This window comes from Cryobacterium sp. TS_SC_7 (assembly GCF_056156285.1).
The window spans coordinates 2821716-2841625 of sequence record NZ_CM149589.1; the positions used below are offsets into that span (position 1 = coordinate 2821716).

Annotated in this window: 14 protein-coding genes and 2 rRNA genes; 9 read left to right on the forward strand and 7 right to left on the reverse strand. The window is 64.4% G+C overall.

What is annotated here, in order from left to right:
• Positions 1 to 21: 21 nt before the first annotated feature.
• Together AC0J5J_RS12950 and AC0J5J_RS12955 are read right to left on the reverse strand one after the other, a co-directional pair.
• A complete protein-coding gene (locus AC0J5J_RS12950; RefSeq protein WP_474898375.1) occupies positions 22 to 1200 on the reverse strand; it encodes a sensor histidine kinase in 1179 nt (392 codons plus the stop codon).
• Complete coding sequence (locus tag AC0J5J_RS12955) at positions 1197 to 1943, reverse strand: response regulator transcription factor (RefSeq protein ID WP_474898377.1); 747 nt, start codon at positions 1941 to 1943, stop codon at positions 1197 to 1199. The genes AC0J5J_RS12950 and AC0J5J_RS12955 overlap by 4 nt, the downstream gene beginning before the upstream one ends.
• A 146-nt stretch (positions 1944 to 2089) precedes the next feature.
• Here AC0J5J_RS12955 and AC0J5J_RS12960 point away from each other — a divergent pair, with 146 nt between their 5' ends.
• From AC0J5J_RS12960 to AC0J5J_RS12970, 3 genes are read left to right on the forward strand one after another with little or no spacing between them, the layout of a single operon-like run.
• Positions 2090 to 2761: a glycosyltransferase family 2 protein gene (locus AC0J5J_RS12960; RefSeq protein WP_134424861.1), complete on the forward strand. Its 672-nt coding sequence runs from the start codon at positions 2090 to 2092 to the stop codon at positions 2759 to 2761.
• Positions 2758 to 3399, forward strand: a complete 642-nt coding sequence (locus AC0J5J_RS12965) for a TIGR04282 family arsenosugar biosynthesis glycosyltransferase (RefSeq protein WP_134424862.1) — start codon at positions 2758 to 2760, stop codon at positions 3397 to 3399. Before AC0J5J_RS12960 ends, AC0J5J_RS12965 begins: the two co-directional genes overlap by 4 nt.
• Positions 3396 to 4091 (forward strand): class I SAM-dependent methyltransferase, encoded by a 696-nt coding sequence (locus tag AC0J5J_RS12970; protein WP_474898378.1) that lies wholly within the window; start codon positions 3396 to 3398, stop codon positions 4089 to 4091. Before AC0J5J_RS12965 ends, AC0J5J_RS12970 begins: the two co-directional genes overlap by 4 nt.
• On the opposite strand, the gene AC0J5J_RS12975 is transcribed toward AC0J5J_RS12970, so the two are convergent.
• Positions 4040 to 4549, reverse strand: a complete 510-nt coding sequence (locus tag AC0J5J_RS12975; RefSeq protein ID WP_474898380.1) for a hypothetical protein — start codon at positions 4547 to 4549, stop codon at positions 4040 to 4042. The genes AC0J5J_RS12970 and AC0J5J_RS12975 overlap by 52 nt on opposite strands.
• Positions 4546 to 5886: a molybdopterin-dependent oxidoreductase gene (locus tag AC0J5J_RS12980; protein ID WP_474898381.1), complete on the reverse strand. Its 1341-nt coding sequence runs from the start codon at positions 5884 to 5886 to the stop codon at positions 4546 to 4548. The genes AC0J5J_RS12975 and AC0J5J_RS12980 overlap by 4 nt, the downstream gene beginning before the upstream one ends.
• Positions 5887 to 5998: 112 nt before the next feature.
• On the opposite strand from AC0J5J_RS12980, the gene AC0J5J_RS12985 reads away from it, so the two are divergent.
• A complete protein-coding gene (locus tag AC0J5J_RS12985; protein WP_474898383.1) occupies positions 5999 to 7396 on the forward strand; it encodes a glycosyltransferase 87 family protein in 1398 nt (465 codons plus the stop codon).
• A gap of 137 nt (positions 7397 to 7533) precedes the next feature.
• Here AC0J5J_RS12985 and AC0J5J_RS12990 read toward each other — a convergent pair whose 3' ends face one another.
• The 3 genes from AC0J5J_RS12990 to AC0J5J_RS13000 form a co-directional block, all read right to left on the reverse strand.
• A complete protein-coding gene (locus tag AC0J5J_RS12990) occupies positions 7534 to 8823 on the reverse strand; it encodes an HNH endonuclease signature motif containing protein (RefSeq protein WP_474898384.1) in 1290 nt (429 codons plus the stop codon).
• A 476-nt stretch (positions 8824 to 9299) separates the two neighbouring features.
• Positions 9300 to 9974, reverse strand: a complete 675-nt coding sequence (locus AC0J5J_RS12995; RefSeq protein ID WP_134424868.1) for a DcrB/PsbP domain-containing protein — start codon at positions 9972 to 9974, stop codon at positions 9300 to 9302.
• Positions 9975 to 10209: 235 nt separating this feature from the next.
• Positions 10210 to 10662, reverse strand: a complete 453-nt coding sequence (locus AC0J5J_RS13000; RefSeq protein WP_134424869.1) for a metallopeptidase family protein — start codon at positions 10660 to 10662, stop codon at positions 10210 to 10212.
• 44 nt (positions 10663 to 10706) lie between these two features.
• Here AC0J5J_RS13000 and AC0J5J_RS13005 point away from each other — a divergent pair, with 44 nt between their 5' ends.
• The 5 genes from AC0J5J_RS13005 (at position 10707) to AC0J5J_RS13025 (ending at position 19856) form a co-directional block, all read left to right on the forward strand.
• Complete coding sequence (locus AC0J5J_RS13005; RefSeq protein WP_474898386.1) at positions 10707 to 10961, forward strand: DUF3499 family protein; 255 nt, start codon at positions 10707 to 10709, stop codon at positions 10959 to 10961.
• Positions 10958 to 12424: a phosphohexomutase domain-containing protein gene (locus AC0J5J_RS13010; RefSeq protein WP_474898388.1), complete on the forward strand. Its 1467-nt coding sequence runs from the start codon at positions 10958 to 10960 to the stop codon at positions 12422 to 12424. Before AC0J5J_RS13005 ends, AC0J5J_RS13010 begins: the two co-directional genes overlap by 4 nt.
• Positions 12425 to 12632: 208 nt before the next feature.
• On the forward strand, positions 12633 to 14099 hold the full coding sequence (locus tag AC0J5J_RS13015) for an amino acid permease (RefSeq protein WP_474898389.1): 1467 nt from the start codon (positions 12633 to 12635) through the stop codon (positions 14097 to 14099).
• A 635-nt stretch (positions 14100 to 14734) separates the two neighbouring features.
• Positions 14735 to 16254, forward strand: a 16S ribosomal RNA gene (locus AC0J5J_RS13020).
• Positions 16255 to 16726: 472 nt separating this feature from the next.
• A 23S ribosomal RNA gene (locus tag AC0J5J_RS13025) occupies positions 16727 to 19856 on the forward strand.
• The 16S and 23S rRNA genes sit together here, the layout of an rRNA operon.
• The last annotated feature ends 54 nt before the right edge of the window (positions 19857 to 19910 follow it).

Here is a 19910-nt window from a genome sequence, read left to right on the forward strand (position 1 = left end):
CCCCCGTTTCGTCGCGCGGGTTCAGTCGGCGACGAGCGGATGCTGCGGCAGCAGCACCTCGAACCGGCAGCCGTCGGCCACGTTGAAGACCCGCACCTCGCCGTGGTGCGCCCGCACGATCCCCTGCACGATCGCGAGGCCGAGGCCCGCACCGCCGCTGCCCAGAGGCTCGGCCGCCGGGGTGCGCGGACCGCTCGCCCGCCAACCGGCCTCGAAGACCCGGCCGAGGTCCCGCTCCGGGATGCCGCCCGCGGCATCCGTCACCGAAATCACGGCGTGCTCGGTGGCCGTGGCACCCGACCCGGCACCCGACGAGGAACTCGCCGTGACCGAGACCACGATCGGGCTGCCGGCCGGCGAATGCTGGATCGCATTCATCACGAGATTGCCGACCACGCGGGAGAGTTCGCGCGGGTCGGCGAGGATGGTCAGGCCGGTCTCCCCGGCGAAACGCAGATCGAGCGACTTGGCCTGGGCGATCGGCGAGAGCCCGGCCACCGCGTCGCTGATCAGGTCGTACAGCGACACCGGCTGCAGGGTCAGGCGCAGGGTGCCCGAGTGGATCTTCGACAGCTCGAACAGGTCGTCGACCATGCCCGTGAGCCGGTCCACCTGCCCGCGCATCTGCGTGTAATACCGGTGCGGGTCCTCGACCATCCCGTCTTCGAGGGCTTCGGCCATGGCCCGGATGCCCGCGAGCGGCGTGCGCAGGTCGTGCGAGATCCAGGTGATCAGTTCGCGCCGTGACTCCTCGATCTGGTTCTCGCGGGCGCGGGATTCGGCCAGACGTTCCCCGGTCGCGGCCAGCTCGCCGGCCAGCGCCGTGAACTCGTTGTTGCTGTGCCGGTCGGTAGCCGCGACGCGTTCCCCGCGTCCGATGCTGGCCGCGGCCGAACGCAGGGTGCGGCTGTCGCGAGCGAGCTGGCGGCCGAGCACCGCGGCCATCGCCAGCGACACCAGTCCGGCGACACCGGCCACCGAGTAGAAGACCGTGAGGTCATGCCGGGACACATACATCTGCGAGGCCGCCGCCGCCATCCCGCCGACGACCGACACCACGGTGGCGAGGGCGACGACCATCAGCTGCAACACGAGCGATGAGCGGGCGAGCAGCCGGAGCACGAGCAGGCCGGCGGCCCCCACGATCACCGCGCAGGCCAGCGCGAACAGCGACACCGCGAGGAGCACGTCCGGGCTCATGACGGCCGCCCCGCGAGCGTCAGGGGTACCGGGTCGAACCGGTAGCCGACCCCCCAGACCGTGTTCAGCATCCGTGGCTGGGCCGGGTCGGCCTCGATCTTCTCGCGTAGCCGGCGCACGTGCACGGTCACCGTGGACAGGTCACCGAATTCCCAGCCCCAGACGGAGCGGAGCAGGTCCTCCCGGCTGAGTACCTCGTGCGGGCGTCCGATCAGATAGGCCAGCAGGTCGAATTCGCGAGTGGTGAGCACCAACGGATCGCCGCACAGCCGCACCTCGTGCGCCCGGGCGTCGAGGCTGAACTCGCCGACCGTGATCAGGCCGGCCGGCACCACCGCGGAGACGCTGCGGCGCAGCACCGACTGCACCCGCAGTACGAGTTCGCGGGGAGAGAACGGTTTGGTGAGGTAATCGTCGGCGCCGGCTTCGAGGCCGTCGATGCGGTCGTCCTCCTGGTTGAGGGCGGTCAGCATGATCACCGGAATCTCCCAGTCGCCACGGATGCGACGGCACACCTCGATCCCGTCCCGGAGCGGCAGCATCCGGTCGAGCACGACGAGATCCGGTCGAAGCCGCTCCGCCATATCGAGTGCCGCCTGACCGTCCGACGCCTCATCGACCAGAAACCCGGCGGCCCGGAGGTAGCGGCAGACGACTTCGGACACCGTCGGGTCGTCGTCGACGACGAGGACGCGGAGGTCGGCGGTCGGGCGCGAATCGCCCGGGAGCTGGGAAGAAGGCACGACTTCAGGATAGAGCCGCGGGCGGCACAGAGGGCAGGTCGGGGCCCGCGGCGGCAATCCTTCCTCAGTCCGTAATCTCTTCGGTTGTTTCGGCCGGTCCGGCCCCCATAGTGTCGAATCATGACTCCGATCCCCGAGGACCGCGCGTGACCACGCCTGTCCAGGTTGACCTCGTGCTGCCGTGCCTGAACGAGGCCGGCGCCCTGCCCTGGGTGCTGTCGCGCCTGCCGGAGGGGTATCGGGCCATCGTCGTCGACAACGGCTCCACCGACGGTTCGGCGGAGATCGCAGCCGCAGCCGGAGCCCTGGTCGTGCCCGAAACCCGCCGCGGGTTCGGCGCCGCCGCACATGCGGGCCTGCTGGCCGCCACCGCGCCGATCGTCGCGTTCTGCGACGCCGACGCCTCCATGGACCCGGCCGAGCTGCCGGCGCTGGTGGGACCGGTATCGCACGGGACAGCCGATCTCGTGCTGGGTCGCCGCCGTCCCGCGATCGCTCGATCCTGGCCGCTGCACGCCCGCATGGCCAATTCCAGTCTGTCCTGGCGTCTGCGCCGAATAACAGGTGTGAAAATCCATGACCTCGGCCCCATGCGCGCCGCGCGCCGCACCGACCTGCTGAACCTCGACCTCCGGGACCGCCGCAGCGGCTATCCGCTGGAAATGTTCCTGAAGGCGGCGGAGGCGAACTGGCGCATCCTCGAGGTGGACACCTCCTATGCCCCGCGGGTCGGTCGCAGCAAGGTGACCGGCACCGTGCGCGGAACCCTCACCGCGGTCAAGGACATGTCCGCCCTCCTTCGGGAGACGAACCGATGACGACCATCGTGGTGATCGCCAAGGAATGCCTTCCCGGCCGGGTGAAGACCCGGCTGCACCCGCCGCTGAGTCTCGAGCAGGCTGCCGAACTGGCGGCGGCCAGCCTCGACGACACCCTCGGTGCGCTCGCCTCCCTGCCGGCGAGCCGTCGCATCCTGGCCTTCGACGGGGTCATTCCGCCGCGCGCCGCGGCCGGCTACGAGATCCTGCCCCAGGCCGAAGGCACGCTCGATCTGCGGCTGGCTGCCGTGTTCGACGCCTGCGAGGGCCCGACCGTGCTGGTCGGTATGGACACACCGCAGCTGACGAAGTCCCTGCTCGAACCCGTGTTCACCGACTGGACCGACGACGTGGATGCCTGGTTCGGCTTCGCGAACGACGGCGGTTTCTGGACCCTGGGCCTGAACGACCCGACCGGTGACCTGCTCCGGGGCGTGCCGATGTCTCGCAGTGACACGGGCGCGCGTCAGCTGAAACGGTTGACGGATGCCGGGCTCCGGGTGAGCCTGCTGCCGACGCTCACCGACGTGGACACCATCGACGACGCCCACCGGGTCGCGCAGATCGCACCCCACGGCGGATTCGCCAGGGCCCTGGCGGCCATGATGGCGCCGAGCGCGACGGACGGCCCGCGATGACGGCGCTGGCCGCACGACTCGCGGGAGAGTGGACCCCCGAACCGACCACCTTCGGCGCGGGCGGTGCGGAACCCTACGCCGCCGCCCTGCGGAACTCCGACAACGTGCTCTACCTTCGCCGCGCGGTCTCCGGCGAACCGGCCACGATCGACGCCGGCCGGTGGAGCGCGGACGCCGACGACACCGACCTCCGCCTGCTCGACGGAATCACCGGACCGGTGCTCGACATCGGCTGCGGTCCCGGGCGGATGGTGCGAGCGGCCATGGGCCGCGGCCTGACCGCGCTCGGACTCGACGTCTCGGCGACGGCGGTTCGGATGGCTGCCGACGCCGGCCTCAGCGTGCTGCAGGGCAGCGTGTTCGACCCGTTGCCGCGGGAGGGCGACTGGGCGGCGGCGCTGCTGGTGGACGGCAACATCGGAATCGGCGGCGACGCATCCGCTCTCCTCGCTCGCTGCGCCGAACTGCTGGCGCCGGACGGCGTGCTTCTGGTCGAGCTGAGCCACGATGCGGCCAGGGACGACAGCTACCTCGGCACGATCGAGGACTCAACCGGGCTCCAGAGCGCCGTGTTCCCCTGGGCGGAAATCGGCATCAACGGGCTTCGCGACCGTGCCGGCGCGGCCGGACTCGTCGTGGCTCAGGACTGGCGGCTGGACGGCCGCTGGTTCGCGCGTCTGCTCCGCGCGTAGAGCAGGGCTGACGCCGCCGTCGCCACCAGGGCAACGCCGAGCCAGAACAGGGACAGGTTGCGGCCGTAGTCGAGCGGCAGGATGCTCGGGTTGTTCGGGGTGAGGCTTTGGGCGACGATCGCGGGCACCACGATCAGTGTCATGATCGAGCCGACCACGATGGCGCCCTGAACCACCAGCACGATCAGGCCGGCGACCCGTCGTCCCGCCCGGCGCAGCAGAAGACCGCCGAAGAAGACCAGGGGCGCCACCACGGCGTCATGCAGCACGATTGCCGCGCCGATCCACAGTGCCACCCCGGGCAGACGGTTCACCCGCACGGTGTCGAACAGCACGTAGAGGCCGAACAGGAGCCCGGCGGTGCCGATCAGGATCAGCACGGTGCGGGCCACGCGCATCCGTCGCTCGTCAGCGGCGCGGGGGAGAGCGGCGGCGGTGTTCGTTCCTGTGCTGCTCATGCGGTGATCGCCTCGATCCGGCTCAGCCATTTGGTTTGCAGTACCCCGGGGCGTCCCGGGGCGATCATGCGCGCCGGGTAGCCGTGCTGAAGGTCGAGAGTCTCTCCGTTCAGCTCGAGCGCCACCAGCGTCAGCGGGTCCCGCACGTACTCCGGCCCCATCTCGGTCTTCTTGAAACTGCCGCGCTCCTCCAGGCTGATCAGGCGAAAGGATGCGCCGGGGTCAGCATCGACCAGATCGGCCAGGTGCGACAGGCGAACCCCGCGCCAGACCGCAAGCTGGCTCCAGCCCTCGACGCAGGCGATGGGCAGTTCCACCTCGGTCTGCGGCATGGCCTCGAGCTCGGTGCGGCTGAAGCTGCGCTGCGCTTCGCCGGCAGCGAGGGTGAGCACCCAGCCGGCGGCGGTGGCGCTCGCGGTGACCTTCGCCTCTTCGGCGGTGCGGTTCACCGGCACGCCCTGCTGCCCCACGCCCTTCTTGCGCGGACCGAACACGTTCAGCGCGTCGAGCGGGGCGAAGGTCTGGCCGGCAGTCAGCCCCACGACGGCGGCACAGGCGATTCCGACGGTGGTGAGGAAGCCCCGGCGGCTCACGGCCGGCGTCGGGGCCGGCTTCTGCGCGGTGGGGGTGTCGTCGATCCAGGCGATCACCCGGCCCGTCACTCCGGACGGTCGCCGGCTGCCCCAGAGTCGCACGGCCTCTCCCTTGGCCGCGTCACGGCGGACGGTCTGCTCGGCGTCCACGTCCGTTGTGACCTCGCCCGCGGCATCCGTTGCCTCATGCTCGGTGTCACCCCGCTCGGTGTCACCCCGCTCGGTGTCGGCTTCCCGGGTCCAGTACCGGGTGATGGTCGGCAGCTTGATGCCGATGTGCAGCACGAGCAGTCCCACCAGCACCCAGCCGAGGGCGTAGTGCACCTCACGGAACGGGAAGGGCCACGGGTACCACTGATAGGTGTTGAGCAGCCCGATGGTGATCTGCACCAGGGATGCGCCCACGAACAGGGCGATCGATGCGCGCTCGAGCAGGTGCAGGAACGACTTCACCGGCGGGGACTGGAACAGATCGGGGAAGACGATGTAGAGCTTGGCCAGCAGCAGCGGGAAGCATGCGATGCCGGCCACGATGTGGGTGCCCTGGGTGAACTGGTACAGCTGGGCGGGCCGGGTGGGAAACCGCATCCACGCCAGCGGCTCCTGCAGGAAGTGGCTGTACAGGCCGGTTCCGAAGCAGAGGATGAACGCGACGCCGAGCAGGCGGCCGATCACGACCGCCATCCGGGGATTGCGCACCGGGGAGGCCAGCGCGCGCTGTGCCTCGTACATCATTCGCCTCATGGATCCATTGCATCATCCGGGCGGCCCCGGAAGGCGGCGTAATCCTTACGGTCCGGTGACGCCCACCCGGGTCGATGGGGCACGTCTGCCCGGGGTCCGTCAGGATGGCAGTGTGCGAATCGCTGTTGTCTCCCTTCTTCTCGCCGCCAGTGCGGCCATGACGGCCTTCAGCGTGCTCGCTTACGACCTGTTCAAGCCGGGGCGCGACACCGTGCCCCTCGTTATCTGCACCGCCGCATTGTGGCTGCTGTTCGCGCTCGCCGTGCTGGCGCTGCGCGGGGTGCGGGGCCGGGCCGTGGTCGTGCTGATTCTGGCCGGGTCGGTCGGGATCGGGGCCGCGGCCATGGTCGGGCCGCCCAACACCAGCACGGATTCCGCGCGCTACGCCTGGGACGGCATCGTCGCCACCGCGGGCATTTCGCCGTATGCCTACACACCGGCCGACGACCGGCTCGATGACCTGCGCCCGGACTGGTTGTTCCCGGCACCGGAGCTGACCGAGTCCGGTGATCTCGAATGCGTCGGCGAACGCATCCAGACCGCGCAGAAGACGCAGTCCGGGGATCTGCTCTGTTCGGCGCTGAATCGTACCGGCGTGCCCACGATCTATCCGCCGGCGGCCGAGATCTTCTTCGCCGGAGTGCGCGTACTGACCGGCCCGGAGGCCGAATACTGGCCGCTCCAATTCACGGGCCTCCTGCTCAGCGTCGGCACGACCGTGATGCTTCTGGTCGGGATGCGCCGTCGTGGCATCGACCAGCGGTTCGTCGCGCTGTGGGCCTGGTGCCCGCTCGTGGCCACGGAGGCGGTCACCAACTCCCACGTGGACATGCTCGGGGTGGTCTTCACGCTGGCGGCCGTGTTCCTGGTCACCGGCCGGCGCTACTGGACCGGCGGGATTGCGCTCGGCGCCGCGATCGCGACCAAGCTGATTCCCGTGCTCGCGGCCCCGGCGATGCTGCGCCGCCAGGGCTGGAAGGTGACCGTGGCCGCCGTGGCGACGTTCCTCCTGCTGTACGTGCCGTATGTGCTGACCACCGGCATCGGGGTGCTCGGCTATCTGCCCGGCTACCTCTCCGAGGAAGGGTACGAGGACGGCACCCGCTTCGCCCTGCTCTCGCTGATCGCTCCGGGAGGTTCCGCCGTCATCGTCGCCGGGGTGCTGCTCACCGTCATTGCCGTGTTCGTGATCTGGAAGACGGACCCCGACCAGCCCTGGCTGGGTCAGCTCGTCATGATCGGAAGCGCGCTGCTCATTCTGAGCCCCCGCTACTCCTGGTACGCCCTGCTGCTGCTGCCGTTCATCGCCCTCAGCGGACGCTGGGAGTGGCTCCTCGTGCCGATGGCACTCACGCTGCGCCTGCTGGTGCCGTCGATTCCCCTCACCAGGGTGGCCATCATGACGGCGATCGTCGTGATCGTCGTCATGTCGATCCACCGCGCCCGTCCCGGCATTGCGCAGCGTGTGTTCAGCCGCCGGTGGTTGAGCCTGTCGAAACCCGGTGGTTGAGCTTGTCGAAACCCCTGTCGAAACCCCTGTCGAAACCCCTTTCGAAACCCCGCTCGAAACCCCGGTGGTTGAGCTTGTCGAAACCCGGTGGTTGAGCCTGTCGAAACCCCGCTCGAAACCCCGCTCGAAACCCCGGCTCAGAACGGCGCCGGTTCCTCCGAGTCCGGCTGTCGCGGTGGTCGCGCTGTTTCCGGTGCACGGATGATCGTGGCCGGCTCACTGACGAACGTGCGCCCCGTCGGCGAGGTCCACTTCAACGTTCCGTCGGCCAGGTGCACGTAGCTCCACCGGGTCTCCGATTTCAGTGCATGGTCGGCCGGGCAGAGGTGCGCAAGATTGTCGTGCGCGGTGATCCCTTCGAATTGCCAGTCGAGGGTGTGGTCGAGGTCGGAATGCGCCGCCGCGCGGCGGCAGCCCGGCCACCGGCAGGTTTCGTCCCGCACCCGCAGGTACCGTCTCAGGTGTTTCGGCACCTTGTACCGGGTGCGGCCGACAGACAGCACGACCCCGGTTTCCGGGTGGGTCAGGATCCGGATGAAACTCGGCGCCCGGGCCGCGATCTCCCGGGCGGTGTCAGGGTCGATCGGTCCGTATCCCTCGAGATGGCCGGGTTCCTCCGAGTGGCCGAGGAGGGTCAGCACCGGGACGGTGACATGCACGGTGCCGCGGACACCTTTGCCGACACCCGACGCGGTGACCCCGTCGAGGATCAGGTCGGCGAACGTATCCGCCCGCAGTTGAGTCAGCGTGCGGGCCTCCTCCGGGCACTGAGAACTCATCGCCGTAACCGTGAGTCGGTCGTACGCTGCTTTCACTTTTTCCGCCGAGTCGACCCAGGACAGTGACGCCATCCCGTCGGCCTCGGGTTCGAAGACCACCCGCCGGTCAGCGACGGGTTTCTGGTGCCGGGCGGTGATCGTTTCCGGGTGCAGCCGTTCCCGCAGCACGCGCGCCTTGTACTTCAGGTTCGCCACCGTCAGGTGCGGTGCGGACTTCAGGAGGGCCTGTTCGAACCCGGCCAGTGCCTCCGCGGGCAGCGACCACGCCTGGTGCATGATCGCCTGCGCGTGCCGATACGTGATCGACCCGGCCTGCAACGCGGCCCGCGTTGCCGGCAGTTCGTGCAAGAGGGTCCGGCTTTCGGCGATCAGGGTCTCCGTGGACCGCACCGGCAGCCGCAGGGTGCAGGCCAGTTCGGTCACGAACTCCCGTTCGGCGATCATTGCGGCGTCCCACCGGGCGAGGGGCACCCCGGCGACCGGCGCAGCCCGCGCTGCCTGGGCTGCGCCGGCCTCGGCGCAGAGTCGCGCCTTATCGACCTGCGCGGCCAGGCGTGCGGCCACCCGTGCGGAGTCCGCCTGCGTCTCCCGGATGACGTCGAAGTGACGCCCGAGGGTTTGCTGCTGCTCGCTGTACGAGGTCTTCATGAGGGACACGTTACGGGCGACCACTGACATTCAGAGGCCCCGGCCGACACCCCACGGCGCCCTGTGGATAACCCGATCAAACCCGGTTTGTGGAGGAGGAGAAGTGGTCACCGTGGGGAGGCGCGGGGCATCCGTCACCGGGTTCTTCGCGCGCATCCGTCGTCACGCAACTGCGGAGATTTTCGGGAAACGCCGGTTCTGCTGGCCCGGTGATCGGCGTGTCGCGAAAATCTCCGCGATTGGCGCGACGACGACGGATGCCCAGGGGCGGCCTCCAGGCAGTGGCGCACCGGGTCTCGACAGGCTCGACCACCGGGTCTCGACAGGCTCGACCACCGACAAGCTCGACCACCGGGTCTCGACACGCTCGACCACCGGGTCCCGACACGCTCGACCACCGACACGCTCGACCACCGCGGAGCAACACGAAAGGGCCCGCTGCGCGAGAGCGCAGCGAGCCCTTCAGAGTCGGGGTTCTACTTGGTGGCGACCGTGATCTTCGCGATGCCCACCAGGAGCTGGTCAGCGACGGCATCCGTCATGAACGTGTCGTTGAGCAGGCCGGCAGCCTCAGCGGAGATGTGCACGGTGGTGCCCTCGAGGATGGCGTTGTCGCCGTCCATCTGCAGCGGCTTGAGTGTTCCGCCGTACAGGTTGAAGAGGAGAACCTGGGTGGCGGCCGACTCGCCATTGACGCTCACGTCACCGAACAGCTTGCTGGTGCCGGGGTCGATGGTGAAGTTGGTCAGTTCGACCACGGTCTCGCCGGCGGTCAGGGAGAAGCCGGAGCCCTCGTGCTCGATCGAGCCCTGCACGTAGGGGCGGTAGTCCTCTTCGGGGTCGTAGTAGTCGACGTTTCCACCGGTGATCGGGAAGTGCAGGCTGCCGTCGGTCAAGGTCGCGGTTCCCACGGTGCCGGGGGTGAGGCCGAGGCTGGTCAAAGCCGCGGCGAAGTCGGCGTCGAGGAGAACAGACGTGTCGACGCCTGACAGCGCGGGGATCGAGGCGACGGCCTTGGGGGTCGCCTCCTCGGAGGAGGAGTTGCTCTCTGCCGGCGCGGTCGCATCGGCGGTGGTCGAGCAGGCGGCGAGGCCGGCGATGAGGAGGCCCGCGGTGGCGAGGCTGAGCGTGGTCTTGGTGAGCTTGCGCATGAGGAAATCCTTCGTGTCTGTGGTTGGGATTCAGCGGGTTCTTGGTGCTGAATGAGGTTCGGTCCCCTCCGTCAAACGGTTTGGAATTAGTTCGAATTGGTTGCAGATTCCTTTGGGAGGCCCGTGATAGCCCGGTTCGGGCACAAAAAAGCGACCGGGAAAAACCCGGTCGCAATAGGAGTACGCGGGAGTGCTGCGTCAGCCGAAAACGCTGAAAAGGCAGGCGAGGGCAGACCTAGAAGTGCCGGAACCGATCCGGGGCCAGATCCCAGGGGTCCTTGCCGAGCAGTTCGGCGATCGCGCGGAACACGCAGCTCTCGATCACCATCCGGCGGTGCAGGTCGTCATCGCGGTGCAGCCGAGTCAGGCGCTGGATCGGCAGGCGGTAGAACAGCACCCGACGCTCGGCGGGGTACACGGTCCACCGTTCGACGCCGATCCCCGGGAGAACCGAGGCGGGCCCCGCGGCCACCTCGAACGTCACGTCCGAGAGCTGGTCCGGCAGGACCGATCGCAGGTAGTCGACGGTCGAGGCCACGGTCATGTCGAAGGTGTCGATCCGGGTCTGCAACGGCGGCAGGTACGGACCGGTGACCGAGCTGCGGATGCCCCGGCCGTGCCGGTCCCGGCCGCGACCGCGCTGAACGGGGGCCGGGGTCGACGCTGCGGAAGGGCGAGCTCGAGACATAACCTCATCCTAGTTCGGCTGGTCGAACGGGTAGCCTGTAGGCAATGTCATTCAGGCCCTGTTCCCGCGTCGCCTGCCCGGAGGAATCCGCCGCGACACTCACCTTCGACTACGTCGACGCCATGGCCGTGCTCGGTCCGCTTGCCATTCAGCGGGAGCCCCACACGTTCGACCTGTGCGCCCGGCACGCCAGGCTCACCACAGCCCCGCAGGGCTGGCAGCTGATGCGGCTCCGCTCGCCGGGCGAGGCGGCGTCCGCGTCCGCGTCCGAATCCGAATCCGACGGAGCCGAAGCGTGACGCCCCCGACGGATGCCGCCGCTCGCCTCGCCGCCGCCGTCGGCCCGCATGAGGTGCGCGGCACGGCCGCCGCACCACTGACCGCCGATCTGGTGGCCGCCCTGGCCGCCGCCTTCGTCGACGAGGTCGGCGCGCAGAGCCGCGAAGTGCTCATCGGGTATGCCGGGAGCGAGCCGGTGGATCTCGTGGCCGCCTTCACGCGCGGTGCGCAGTCGCGTGGTGCGACCGTCGTCGACCTCGGCAGGTGCGGCTCGGACCAGATCCGTTTCGGCTCGGGCACTCTCAACGCCCCGGCCGCCTTCATCTCCGTTCCGCCGGGTGCCGGGGCAGCGCTGACCGTGCTGCGCGCGGGCGCGCTGGAGGTCAGCCTGGACCACGGGCTCGGGGCCATCCGCGACCGCGCCATTGCGTATCTGGCCGACGGACCGATGCCGGTGACCGTGCCCGGCGGCCGGCGTGAGCTCGATCTTCTGGCTGACTACGCGGCGGCCCTGCGCGCTCTGGTCGGCCTCCGCGGCATCCGCCCGCTCACCGTCGTGGTCGACGCCGGCGGCGGGGCGGCTTCGGCCAGCGCCCCGGCTGTTCTCGGCAACCCGAACGCGACAGCACCAGAAGCGATCGCCCTGCCCGTCACCGTCGTCTCCCTCCCGTTCACCCCCGACCCCGAGCCGCACCTGGTCGACCTGGCTGCTCCGGCCACACTCGTCGACCTGAAGAACGCCGTGATTCAGCACGATGCCGACCTTGGACTCGGGTTCGACACCGACGCAGGCCGCTGTGTCGTGATCGATGAGACCGGTTCCGTCGTGGCCCCGTCCGCGATCGGGGCCATCCTCTGCCGGCGTCAGATCGAGCGGGCGCGTGCCGAGAACCCGGGTCAGGACCTGTCGGTACTGTACGACCACACCGTCTCCCGCGTGGTGCCGGAGACCATCGAGGCCGCCGGCGCCCATGCGCTCCCCACGCCGGTCGGCGGTGAGCTGATGCGGGCCGAGCTGCGCGCGACAGGCGCCGTCTTCGGCTGCGGTCACTCCGGCGACTACTTTTTCCCCTCGTTCTGGTCCGCAGACAGCGGCCTGCTCGCGGCATTGCAGGTGCTCGCGGAGGTCGGCTCCCAGCCCCGCCCACTGTCCGAACTGGCGACGGATGCCCTGCCCTACTCCCATTCCGGCGAGATCGGCTGCTCGGTCGAGAGCGTGCCCGCGGTGTATGCGCGCATCGTCGACACCTGGATGGGAGACGCCGATTTCGAGGAGTTCGACGGTCTCACGGTCACCGGGATGACGAGCGCCGATGAAGCGTTCTGGTGGTTGAACGTGCGCCCGGCGACGTCGGATGAAGCGATGGAGCCGGGGCAGCAGCCGGCGTTGGAGTCGGTTCTGTGCCTCACGGTGGAGGCCGCCACCCCCGAGGTGATGGTGCGCATCCGCGACGAGGCTCTGGCTCTGATCCAGGGGGCGTAGACCTGCCAGGTCCCGGCGGCGTCAGGTGTAAAGCTCAGGTTACGAGCACGTTTCGGCCCCCGTGTCGGTTTCGACGCCCTTGTTCGGGTGACATACGCTGACACACGCATCCCCACGGATCCACGATTCCCGACGGATTCACGATCCCCAACGGATCCAGGCCGACCGCACCGTCGCGGCGGCTGGTTCCCACTGAAACAGGAGTGACATGGCCAACCTGACGGACACAGAACCTTCATCCGCAGAGCAGAGCGGGGGAGAACGGCACCTGGCCAAGACCCTCAAACCGCGCCACCTCTCGATGATCGCCATCGCCGGAGTGATCGGCGCCGGCCTCTTCGTCGGTTCGGGCGCGGCGATCCAGCAAGCCGGCCCGGGCATCCTGGTGGCCTACACCCTCGCCGGGCTGCTCGTCATCCTGGTCATGCGCATGCTGGGCGAAATGGCTGCGGCGCATCCGGAAACCGGATCATTCTCCAGCTACGCCGACAAGGCCCTCGGTCGCTGGGCCGGGCTGAGCATCGGTTGGTTGTACGCCTGGTTCTGGATCATCGTGCTCGGGATCGAGGCCACGGCCGGCGCTGCGATCGTGCACCGCTGGGTGCCCGAAGTGGACCAGTGGGTCTGGGCGCTGATCTTGATGGTGCTCCTCACGCTCACCAACGTCGCCTCCGTCAAGATGTTCGGTGAATTCGAGTTCTGGTTCGCGTCGATCAAGGTGGCGGCCATCGCGATCTTCCTGCTGCTCGGTGTCGTGGCCATCATCGGGCTGATGCCCGGGGTCGCAGCGCCGGGTATGAGCAACCTCACCGGCAACGGCGGGTTCTTCCCCAGCGGCAGCGGCGCTGTGCTCGGCGGTGTGCTCGTGGTCGTGTTCTCGTTCTTCGGTGCGGAGATCGCCACCATCGCGGCCGGCGAATCCGAGAACCCCGTCGACGCCGTCAAGAAGGCCGTCAAGTCCACGGTCTGGCGCATCCTGGTCTTCTACATCGGCTCCATCGCCATCGTCGTCACGCTGCTCCCCTGGAACAGCGCCTCCGTGGCGAAGAGCCCCTATGTCGCCGTGATCGAGCTCTACGGAATCCCGGGGGCCGGCACGATCATGGACATCATCGTTCTGACCAGCGTGCTCTCCTGCCTGAACTCGGGTCTCTACACCGCGAGCCGCATGCTCTTCTCCCTGTCCGAGCGCGGTGACGCACCCAAGGCGTGGTCCAAGATCTCCGTCCGCGGCGTTCCGCGCGGTGCAGTGCTGTCGTCAACGGTGGTGGGGTTCATCACGGTGGGGATGAACTACCTGTACCCCGACACTGTCTTCCTCTTCCTGGTGAACACCTCGGGCGCGATCGCGCTCCTCGTCTGGTTGGTCATCGCCGTCTCACAGCTCCTGCTCCGCCGCCGCATGGGTACGGATGCCGCGAGCCGGCTGTCCCTGAAGATGTGGGCGTTCCCCTACCTCACCTGGGTGGCCATCGCCGCGATCGTTGCCCTGCTCGTGGGTATGGCGATCCTGGAACGCACGCGCCAGGAACTCCTGATGTCGATGCTGCTGGCGGGCATCGTGGTGGGCATCGGTCTGTGGAAGTACCGCGGGAACCTGGGTCCGGTGCGCGTCCCGGCCGACGAGGCCTCCACGCCGGTAACTGTCAGCGAGGAAACACCAGTTTTGAAGTAAACCTGCGCGGATGCCGCCCGGTCGTTCTGCCTTTCGGGGTGTGACACGCCCGGGCGGTTTCTGGTTTTGACGGCCCCGCGCGGGGACCGTAATGTATTCAAACGTACCCCACAGGTGCGGAAAGCCGCAGAGCTTCCCGGCCTCACGTGGAACCAAAGTTTTTAGCTTCGCCCAGTGCGTGTATCCGTTTCGGATCGGTGCGGGGGAGGCCTAAGATAGTAACTCTCCCCGGCTTCTTGTTGTGGCTTGGTTGGTAGTTGTTGTGAGTCGCTTTAGTGCACTCGAAACAGGCTGCCGGCCTTGATTTGACAGGGTGTGGCCGGGCAGGTAAGTTATACAAGTTGCCCCGAAGCGACAGCCCATTATAGGGCCTGAAGTCGGGTGCGTCCGATCCTTGAGAACTCAACAGCGTGCACAATGTCAAATGCCAAAAACCTCGTGATTTGGATCCGTTTCTAGCGGTGAAGGATCAGGAGATTCCTTTGGAAAACATTTAAACAACAAAGCAAGTCAGTAATGATTTGTTCTGTCAGTTTCAAACTTGTGTCTGGTCCGCCTATTCCGGCGGTCAGTCACACTAGATGTGCCGTCTCGGTCCCTGAGCTTGTCGAAGGGTCGGGTCGTGCAATCAAACATTTACGGAGAGTTTGATCCTGGCTCAGGACGAACGCTGGCGGCGTGCTTAACACATGCAAGTCGAACGATGATGAGGAGCTTGCTTCTCTGATTAGTGGCGAACGGGTGAGTAACACGTGAGCAATCTGCCCTTGACTCTGGGATAAGCGTTGGAAACGACGTCTAATACCGGATACGACCCTTGGAGGCATCTCTGGGGGTGGAAAGAATTTTGGTCAAGGATGAGCTCGCGGCCTATCAGCTAGTTGGTGAGGTAATGGCTCACCAAGGCGACGACGGGTAGCCGGCCTGAGAGGGTGACCGGCCACACTGGGACTGAGACACGGCCCAGACTCCTACGGGAGGCAGCAGTGGGGAATATTGCACAATGGGCGAAAGCCTGATGCAGCAACGCCGCGTGAGGGACGACGGCCTTCGGGTTGTAAACCTCTTTTAGTAGGGAAGAAGCGAAAGTGACGGTACCTGCAGAAAAAGCACCGGCTAACTACGTGCCAGCAGCCGCGGTAATACGTAGGGTGCAAGCGTTGTCCGGAATTATTGGGCGTAAAGAGCTCGTAGGCGGTTTGTCGCGTCTGCTGTGAAAACCCGAGGCTCAACCTCGGGCCTGCAGTGGGTACGGGCAGACTAGAGTGCGGTAGGGGAGATTGGAATTCCTGGTGTAGCGGTGGAATGCGCAGATATCAGGAGGAACACCAATGGCGAAGGCAGATCTCTGGGCCGTAACTGACGCTGAGGAGCGAAAGCATGGGGAGCGAACAGGATTAGATACCCTGGTAGTCCATGCCGTAAACGTTGGGAACTAGATGTGGGGACCATTCCACGGTCTCCGTGTCGCAGCTAACGCATTAAGTTCCCCGCCTGGGGAGTACGGCCGCAAGGCTAAAACTCAAAGGAATTGACGGGGGCCCGCACAAGCGGCGGAGCATGCGGATTAATTCGATGCAACGCGAAGAACCTTACCAAGGCTTGACATATAGAGGAAACGTCTGGAAACAGTCGCCCCGCAAGGTCTCTATACAGGTGGTGCATGGTTGTCGTCAGCTCGTGTCGTGAGATGTTGGGTTAAGTCCCGCAACGAGCGCAACCCTCGTCCTATGTTGCCAGCACGTAATGGTGGGAACTCATGGGATACTGCCGGGGTCAACTCGGAGGAAGGTGGGGATGACGTCAAATCATCATGCCCCTTATGTCTTGGGCTTCACGCATGCTACAATGGCCGGTACAAAGGGCTGCAATACCGCAAGGTGGAGCGAATCCCAAAAAGCCGGTCTCAGTTCGGATTGAGGTCTGCAACTCGACCTCATGAAGTCGGAGTCGCTAGTAATCGCAGATCAGCAACGCTGCGGTGAATACGTTCCCGGGCCTTGTACACACCGCCCGTCAAGTCATGAAAGTCGGTAACACCCGAAGCCAGTGGCCTAACCCGCAAGGGGAGGAGCTGTCGAAGGTGGGATCGGTGATTAGGACTAAGTCGTAACAAGGTAGCCGTACCGGAAGGTGCGGCTGGATCACCTCCTTTCTAAGGAGCACAGCAGTGCCGTCTGTATACAGCGGGGTAACACTGCCAAGCCATTACGGGAACACATGTTTCCCGGTGGCGCTCATGGGTGGAACATTGACATTGATGCGTTGAGAACACCGCTGAACCCGGTACGCTCCTTCGGGAGTTGGAATGGTTTGTCGGTGAACGAAACGCATATGCACGCTGTTGGGTCCTGAGGGACCGGAACAATCGGTGGTCGAGCTTGTCGAGACCCTGGTTGGACTTTTCCTCTGGACCTTTTCCTGTTCACATCAATCGTGGGCAGGTGAGGGTACCGCCCGTACTTTGAGAACTACACAGTGGACGCGAGCATCTTAAATTTGACTGTCTTCGGACAGCAAATTACAAAGATCTAAGCACTGAATTTATTCAGTGCTGTGATCATTGGTCAATTTCGATCGTGAGACTTTCGAGTTTTACGATTCTTAATCGATTCAAACTCATGTGATTTCAAATTTCTAAGAGCAAACGGTGAATGCCTTGGCATGTAGAGCCGAAGAAGGACGTAGTAATCTGCGATAAGCCTCGGGGAGTTGATAAACGAACTGTGATCCGAGGATTTCCGAATGGGGAAACCCCGCCAGGCCTCTTTGAGTGACCTGGTGACTCCCGCCTGAATATATAGGGCGGGTAGAGGGAACGTGGGGAAGTGAAACATCTCAGTACCCACAGGAAGAGAAAACAATAGTGATTCCGTTAGTAGTGGCGAGCGAAACCGGATGAGGCTAAACCGATCATGTGTGATAGCCGGCAGGCGTTGCATGGTCGGGGTTGCGGGACTTTTCTGCTGCTTCTGCCGAACAGTGAGGGTTAGAACGTTGTATAGACGAACAGGATTGAAAGCCTGGTCATAGAGGGTGCGAACCCCGTAGTCGAAATGCAGCAATCGCCCGAAGAGTATCCCAAGTAGCACGGGGCCCGAGAAATCCCGTGTGAATCCGTCAGGACCACCTGATAAGCCTAAATACTCCTACATGACCGATAGTGAACAAGTACCGTGAGGGAAAGGTGAAAAGTACCCCGGGAGGGGAGTGAAATAGTACCTGAAACCGTTTGCTTACAAACCGTTGGAGCCAGCTTTGTTCTGGTGACAGCGTGCCTTTTGAAGAATGAGCCTGCGAGTTAGTGATATGTGGCGAGCTTAACCCGAGAGGGGAATGCGTAGCGAAAGCGAGTCTGAATAGGGCGATTCAGTCGCATGTCCTAGACCCGAAGCGAAGTGATCTATCCATGGCCAGGTTGAAGCGACGGTAAGACGTCGTGGAGGACCGAACCCACTTCAGTTGAAAATGGAGGGGATGAGCTGTGGATAGGGGTGAAAGGCCAATCAAACTTCGTGATAGCTGGTTCTCTCCGAAATGCATTTAGGTGCAGCGTTGCGTGTTTCTTGCCGGAGGTAGAGCTACTGGATGGCCGATGGGGCCTAAAAGCTTACTGACGTCAGCCAAACTCCGAATGCCGGTAAGTGAGAGCGCAGCAGTGAGACGGTGGGGGATAAGCTTCATCGTCGAGAGGGAAACAACCCAGACCACCAACTAAGGTCCCAAAGCGCGTGCTAAGTGGGAAAGGATGTGGAGTTGCACAGACAACCAGGAGGTTGGCTTAGAAGCAGCCACCCTTGAAAGAGTGCGTAATAGCTCACTGGTCAAGTGATTCCGCGCCGACAATGTAACGGGGCTCAAGCACGCCACCGAAGTTGTGGCATTGATATTTTTGGTAAGCCGCACACTTGTTGTGTTGGTTCAGCCGTGTTGATGGGTAGGAGAGCGTCGTGTGGCCAGCGAAGCGGCGGTGTAAACCAGCCGTGGAGGCTACACGAGTGAGAATGCAGGCATGAGTAGCGAAAGACGGGTGAGAAACCCGTCCTCCGAAAGATCAAGGTTTCCAGGGCCAGGCTAATCCGCCCTGGGTAAGTCGGGACCTAAGGCGAGGCCGACAGGCGTAGTCGATGGACAACGGGTTTATATTCCCGTACTGGCGAAAAACCGCCCAAACTAATCCAGTAATGCTAAGCATCTGAATCCCCTAGATGGATCCCTTCGGGGTGAAGCGTGGGGCCTAGCGTGCGACCCTATGCTGGTGCGGTTAGCGTATTAACAGGTGTGACGCAGGAAGGTAGCTGAGCCGGGCGATGGTTGTCCCGGTCTAAGGATGTAGGCCGAGAGATAGGCAAATCCGTCTCTCATATAAGGCTGAGACCCGATGGGTAGTCCTCACGGACGAAATCAGTGATCCTATGCTGCCAAGAAAAGCATCGACGCGAGGTTTTAGTCACCCGTACCCCAAACCGACTCAGGTGATCAGGTAGAGAATACTAAGGAGATCGAGAGAATCGTGGTTAAGGAACTCGGCAAAATGCCCCCGTAACTTCGGGAGAAGGGGGGCCTGAGGCGTGAAGGGATTTACTCCTGGAGCGTTCGAAGGCCGCAGAGACCAGTGGGAAGCGACTGTTTACTAAAAACACAGGTCCGTGCCAAGTCGCAAGACGATGTATACGGACTGACGCCTGCCCGGTGCTGGAAGGTTAAGAGGAACGGTTAGCCGCAAGGCGAAGCTGAGAATTTAAGCCCCAGTAAACGGCGGTGGTAACTATAACCATCCTAAGGTAGCGAAATTCCTTGTCGGGTAAGTTCCGACCTGCACGAATGGCGTAACGACTTCCCAGCTGTCTCAACCGCGAACTCGGCGAAATTGCATTACGAGTAAAGATGCTCGTTACGCGCAGCAGGACGGAAAGACCCCGTGACCTTTACTACAGCTTGGTATTGGTGTTCGGTGTGGCTTGTGTAGGATAGGTGGGAGACTTTGAAGCTTGGACGCTAGTTCAGGTGGAGTCATCGTTGAAATACCACTCTGGTCATATTGGATATCTAACTTCGAACCGTGATCCGGTTCAGGGACAGTGCCTGGTGGGTAGTTTAACTGGGGCGGTTGCCTCCTAAAAAGTAACGGAGGCGCCCAAAGGTTCCCTCAACCTGGTTGGCAATCAGGTGTCGAGTGTAAGTGCACAAGGGAGCTTGACTGTGAGACTGACAAGTCGAGCAGGGACGAAAGTCGGGACTAGTGATCCGGCAGTGGCTTGTGGAAGCGCTGTCGCTCAACGGATAAAAGGTACCTCGGGGATAACAGGCTGATCTTGCCCAAGAGTCCATATCGACGGCATGGTTTGGCACCTCGATGTCGGCTCGTCGCATCCTGGGGCTGGAGTAGGTCCCAAGGGTTGGGCTGTTCGCCCATTAAAGCGGTACGCGAGCTGGGTTTAGAACGTCGTGAGACAGTTCGGTCCCTATCCGCTGCGCGCGCAGGAAATTTGAGAAGATCTATCCCTAGTACGAGAGGACCGGGATGGACGAACCTCTGGTGTGTCAGTTGTTCCGCCAGGAGCACCGCTGATTAGCTACGTTCGGAACGGATAACCGCTGAAAGCATCTAAGCGGGAAGCCGGCTTCGAGATGAGATTTCCATCCCTTCGGGGGAGAGGCTCGCAGCTAGACTACTGCGTTGATAGGCCGGATGTGGAAGAGGGGACTAAAGACCCTTGGAGCTGACCGGTACTAATAAGCCAATAATTTGATAACACAACAGTTTGAATAAGCTGCAAGCGTCCACTATGTGGTTCTCGATGTACGGTC

Coding starts and splice junctions, on each gene's coding strand:
- AC0J5J_RS12950 (WP_474898375.1), bottom strand. CDS start 1,200: ATGAGCCCGGACGTGCTCCTCGCGGTGTCGCTGTTCGCGCTGGCCTGC.
- AC0J5J_RS12965 (WP_134424862.1), top strand. CDS start 2,758: ATGACGACCATCGTGGTGATCGCCAAGGAATGCCTTCCCGGCCGGGTG.
- AC0J5J_RS12970 (WP_474898378.1), top strand. CDS start 3,396: ATGACGGCGCTGGCCGCACGACTCGCGGGAGAGTGGACCCCCGAACCG.
- AC0J5J_RS12975 (WP_474898380.1), bottom strand. CDS start 4,549: ATGAGCAGCACAGGAACGAACACCGCCGCCGCTCTCCCCCGCGCCGCT.
- AC0J5J_RS12980 (WP_474898381.1), bottom strand. CDS start 5,886: ATGAGGCGAATGATGTACGAGGCACAGCGCGCGCTGGCCTCCCCGGTG.
- AC0J5J_RS12990 (WP_474898384.1), bottom strand. CDS start 8,823: ATGAAGACCTCGTACAGCGAGCAGCAGCAAACCCTCGGGCGTCACTTC.
- AC0J5J_RS12995 (WP_134424868.1), bottom strand. CDS start 9,974: ATGCGCAAGCTCACCAAGACCACGCTCAGCCTCGCCACCGCGGGCCTC.
- AC0J5J_RS13000 (WP_134424869.1), bottom strand. CDS start 10,662: ATGTCTCGAGCTCGCCCTTCCGCAGCGTCGACCCCGGCCCCCGTTCAG.
- AC0J5J_RS13005 (WP_474898386.1), top strand. CDS start 10,707: ATGTCATTCAGGCCCTGTTCCCGCGTCGCCTGCCCGGAGGAATCCGCC.
- AC0J5J_RS13015 (WP_474898389.1), top strand. CDS start 12,633: ATGGCCAACCTGACGGACACAGAACCTTCATCCGCAGAGCAGAGCGGG.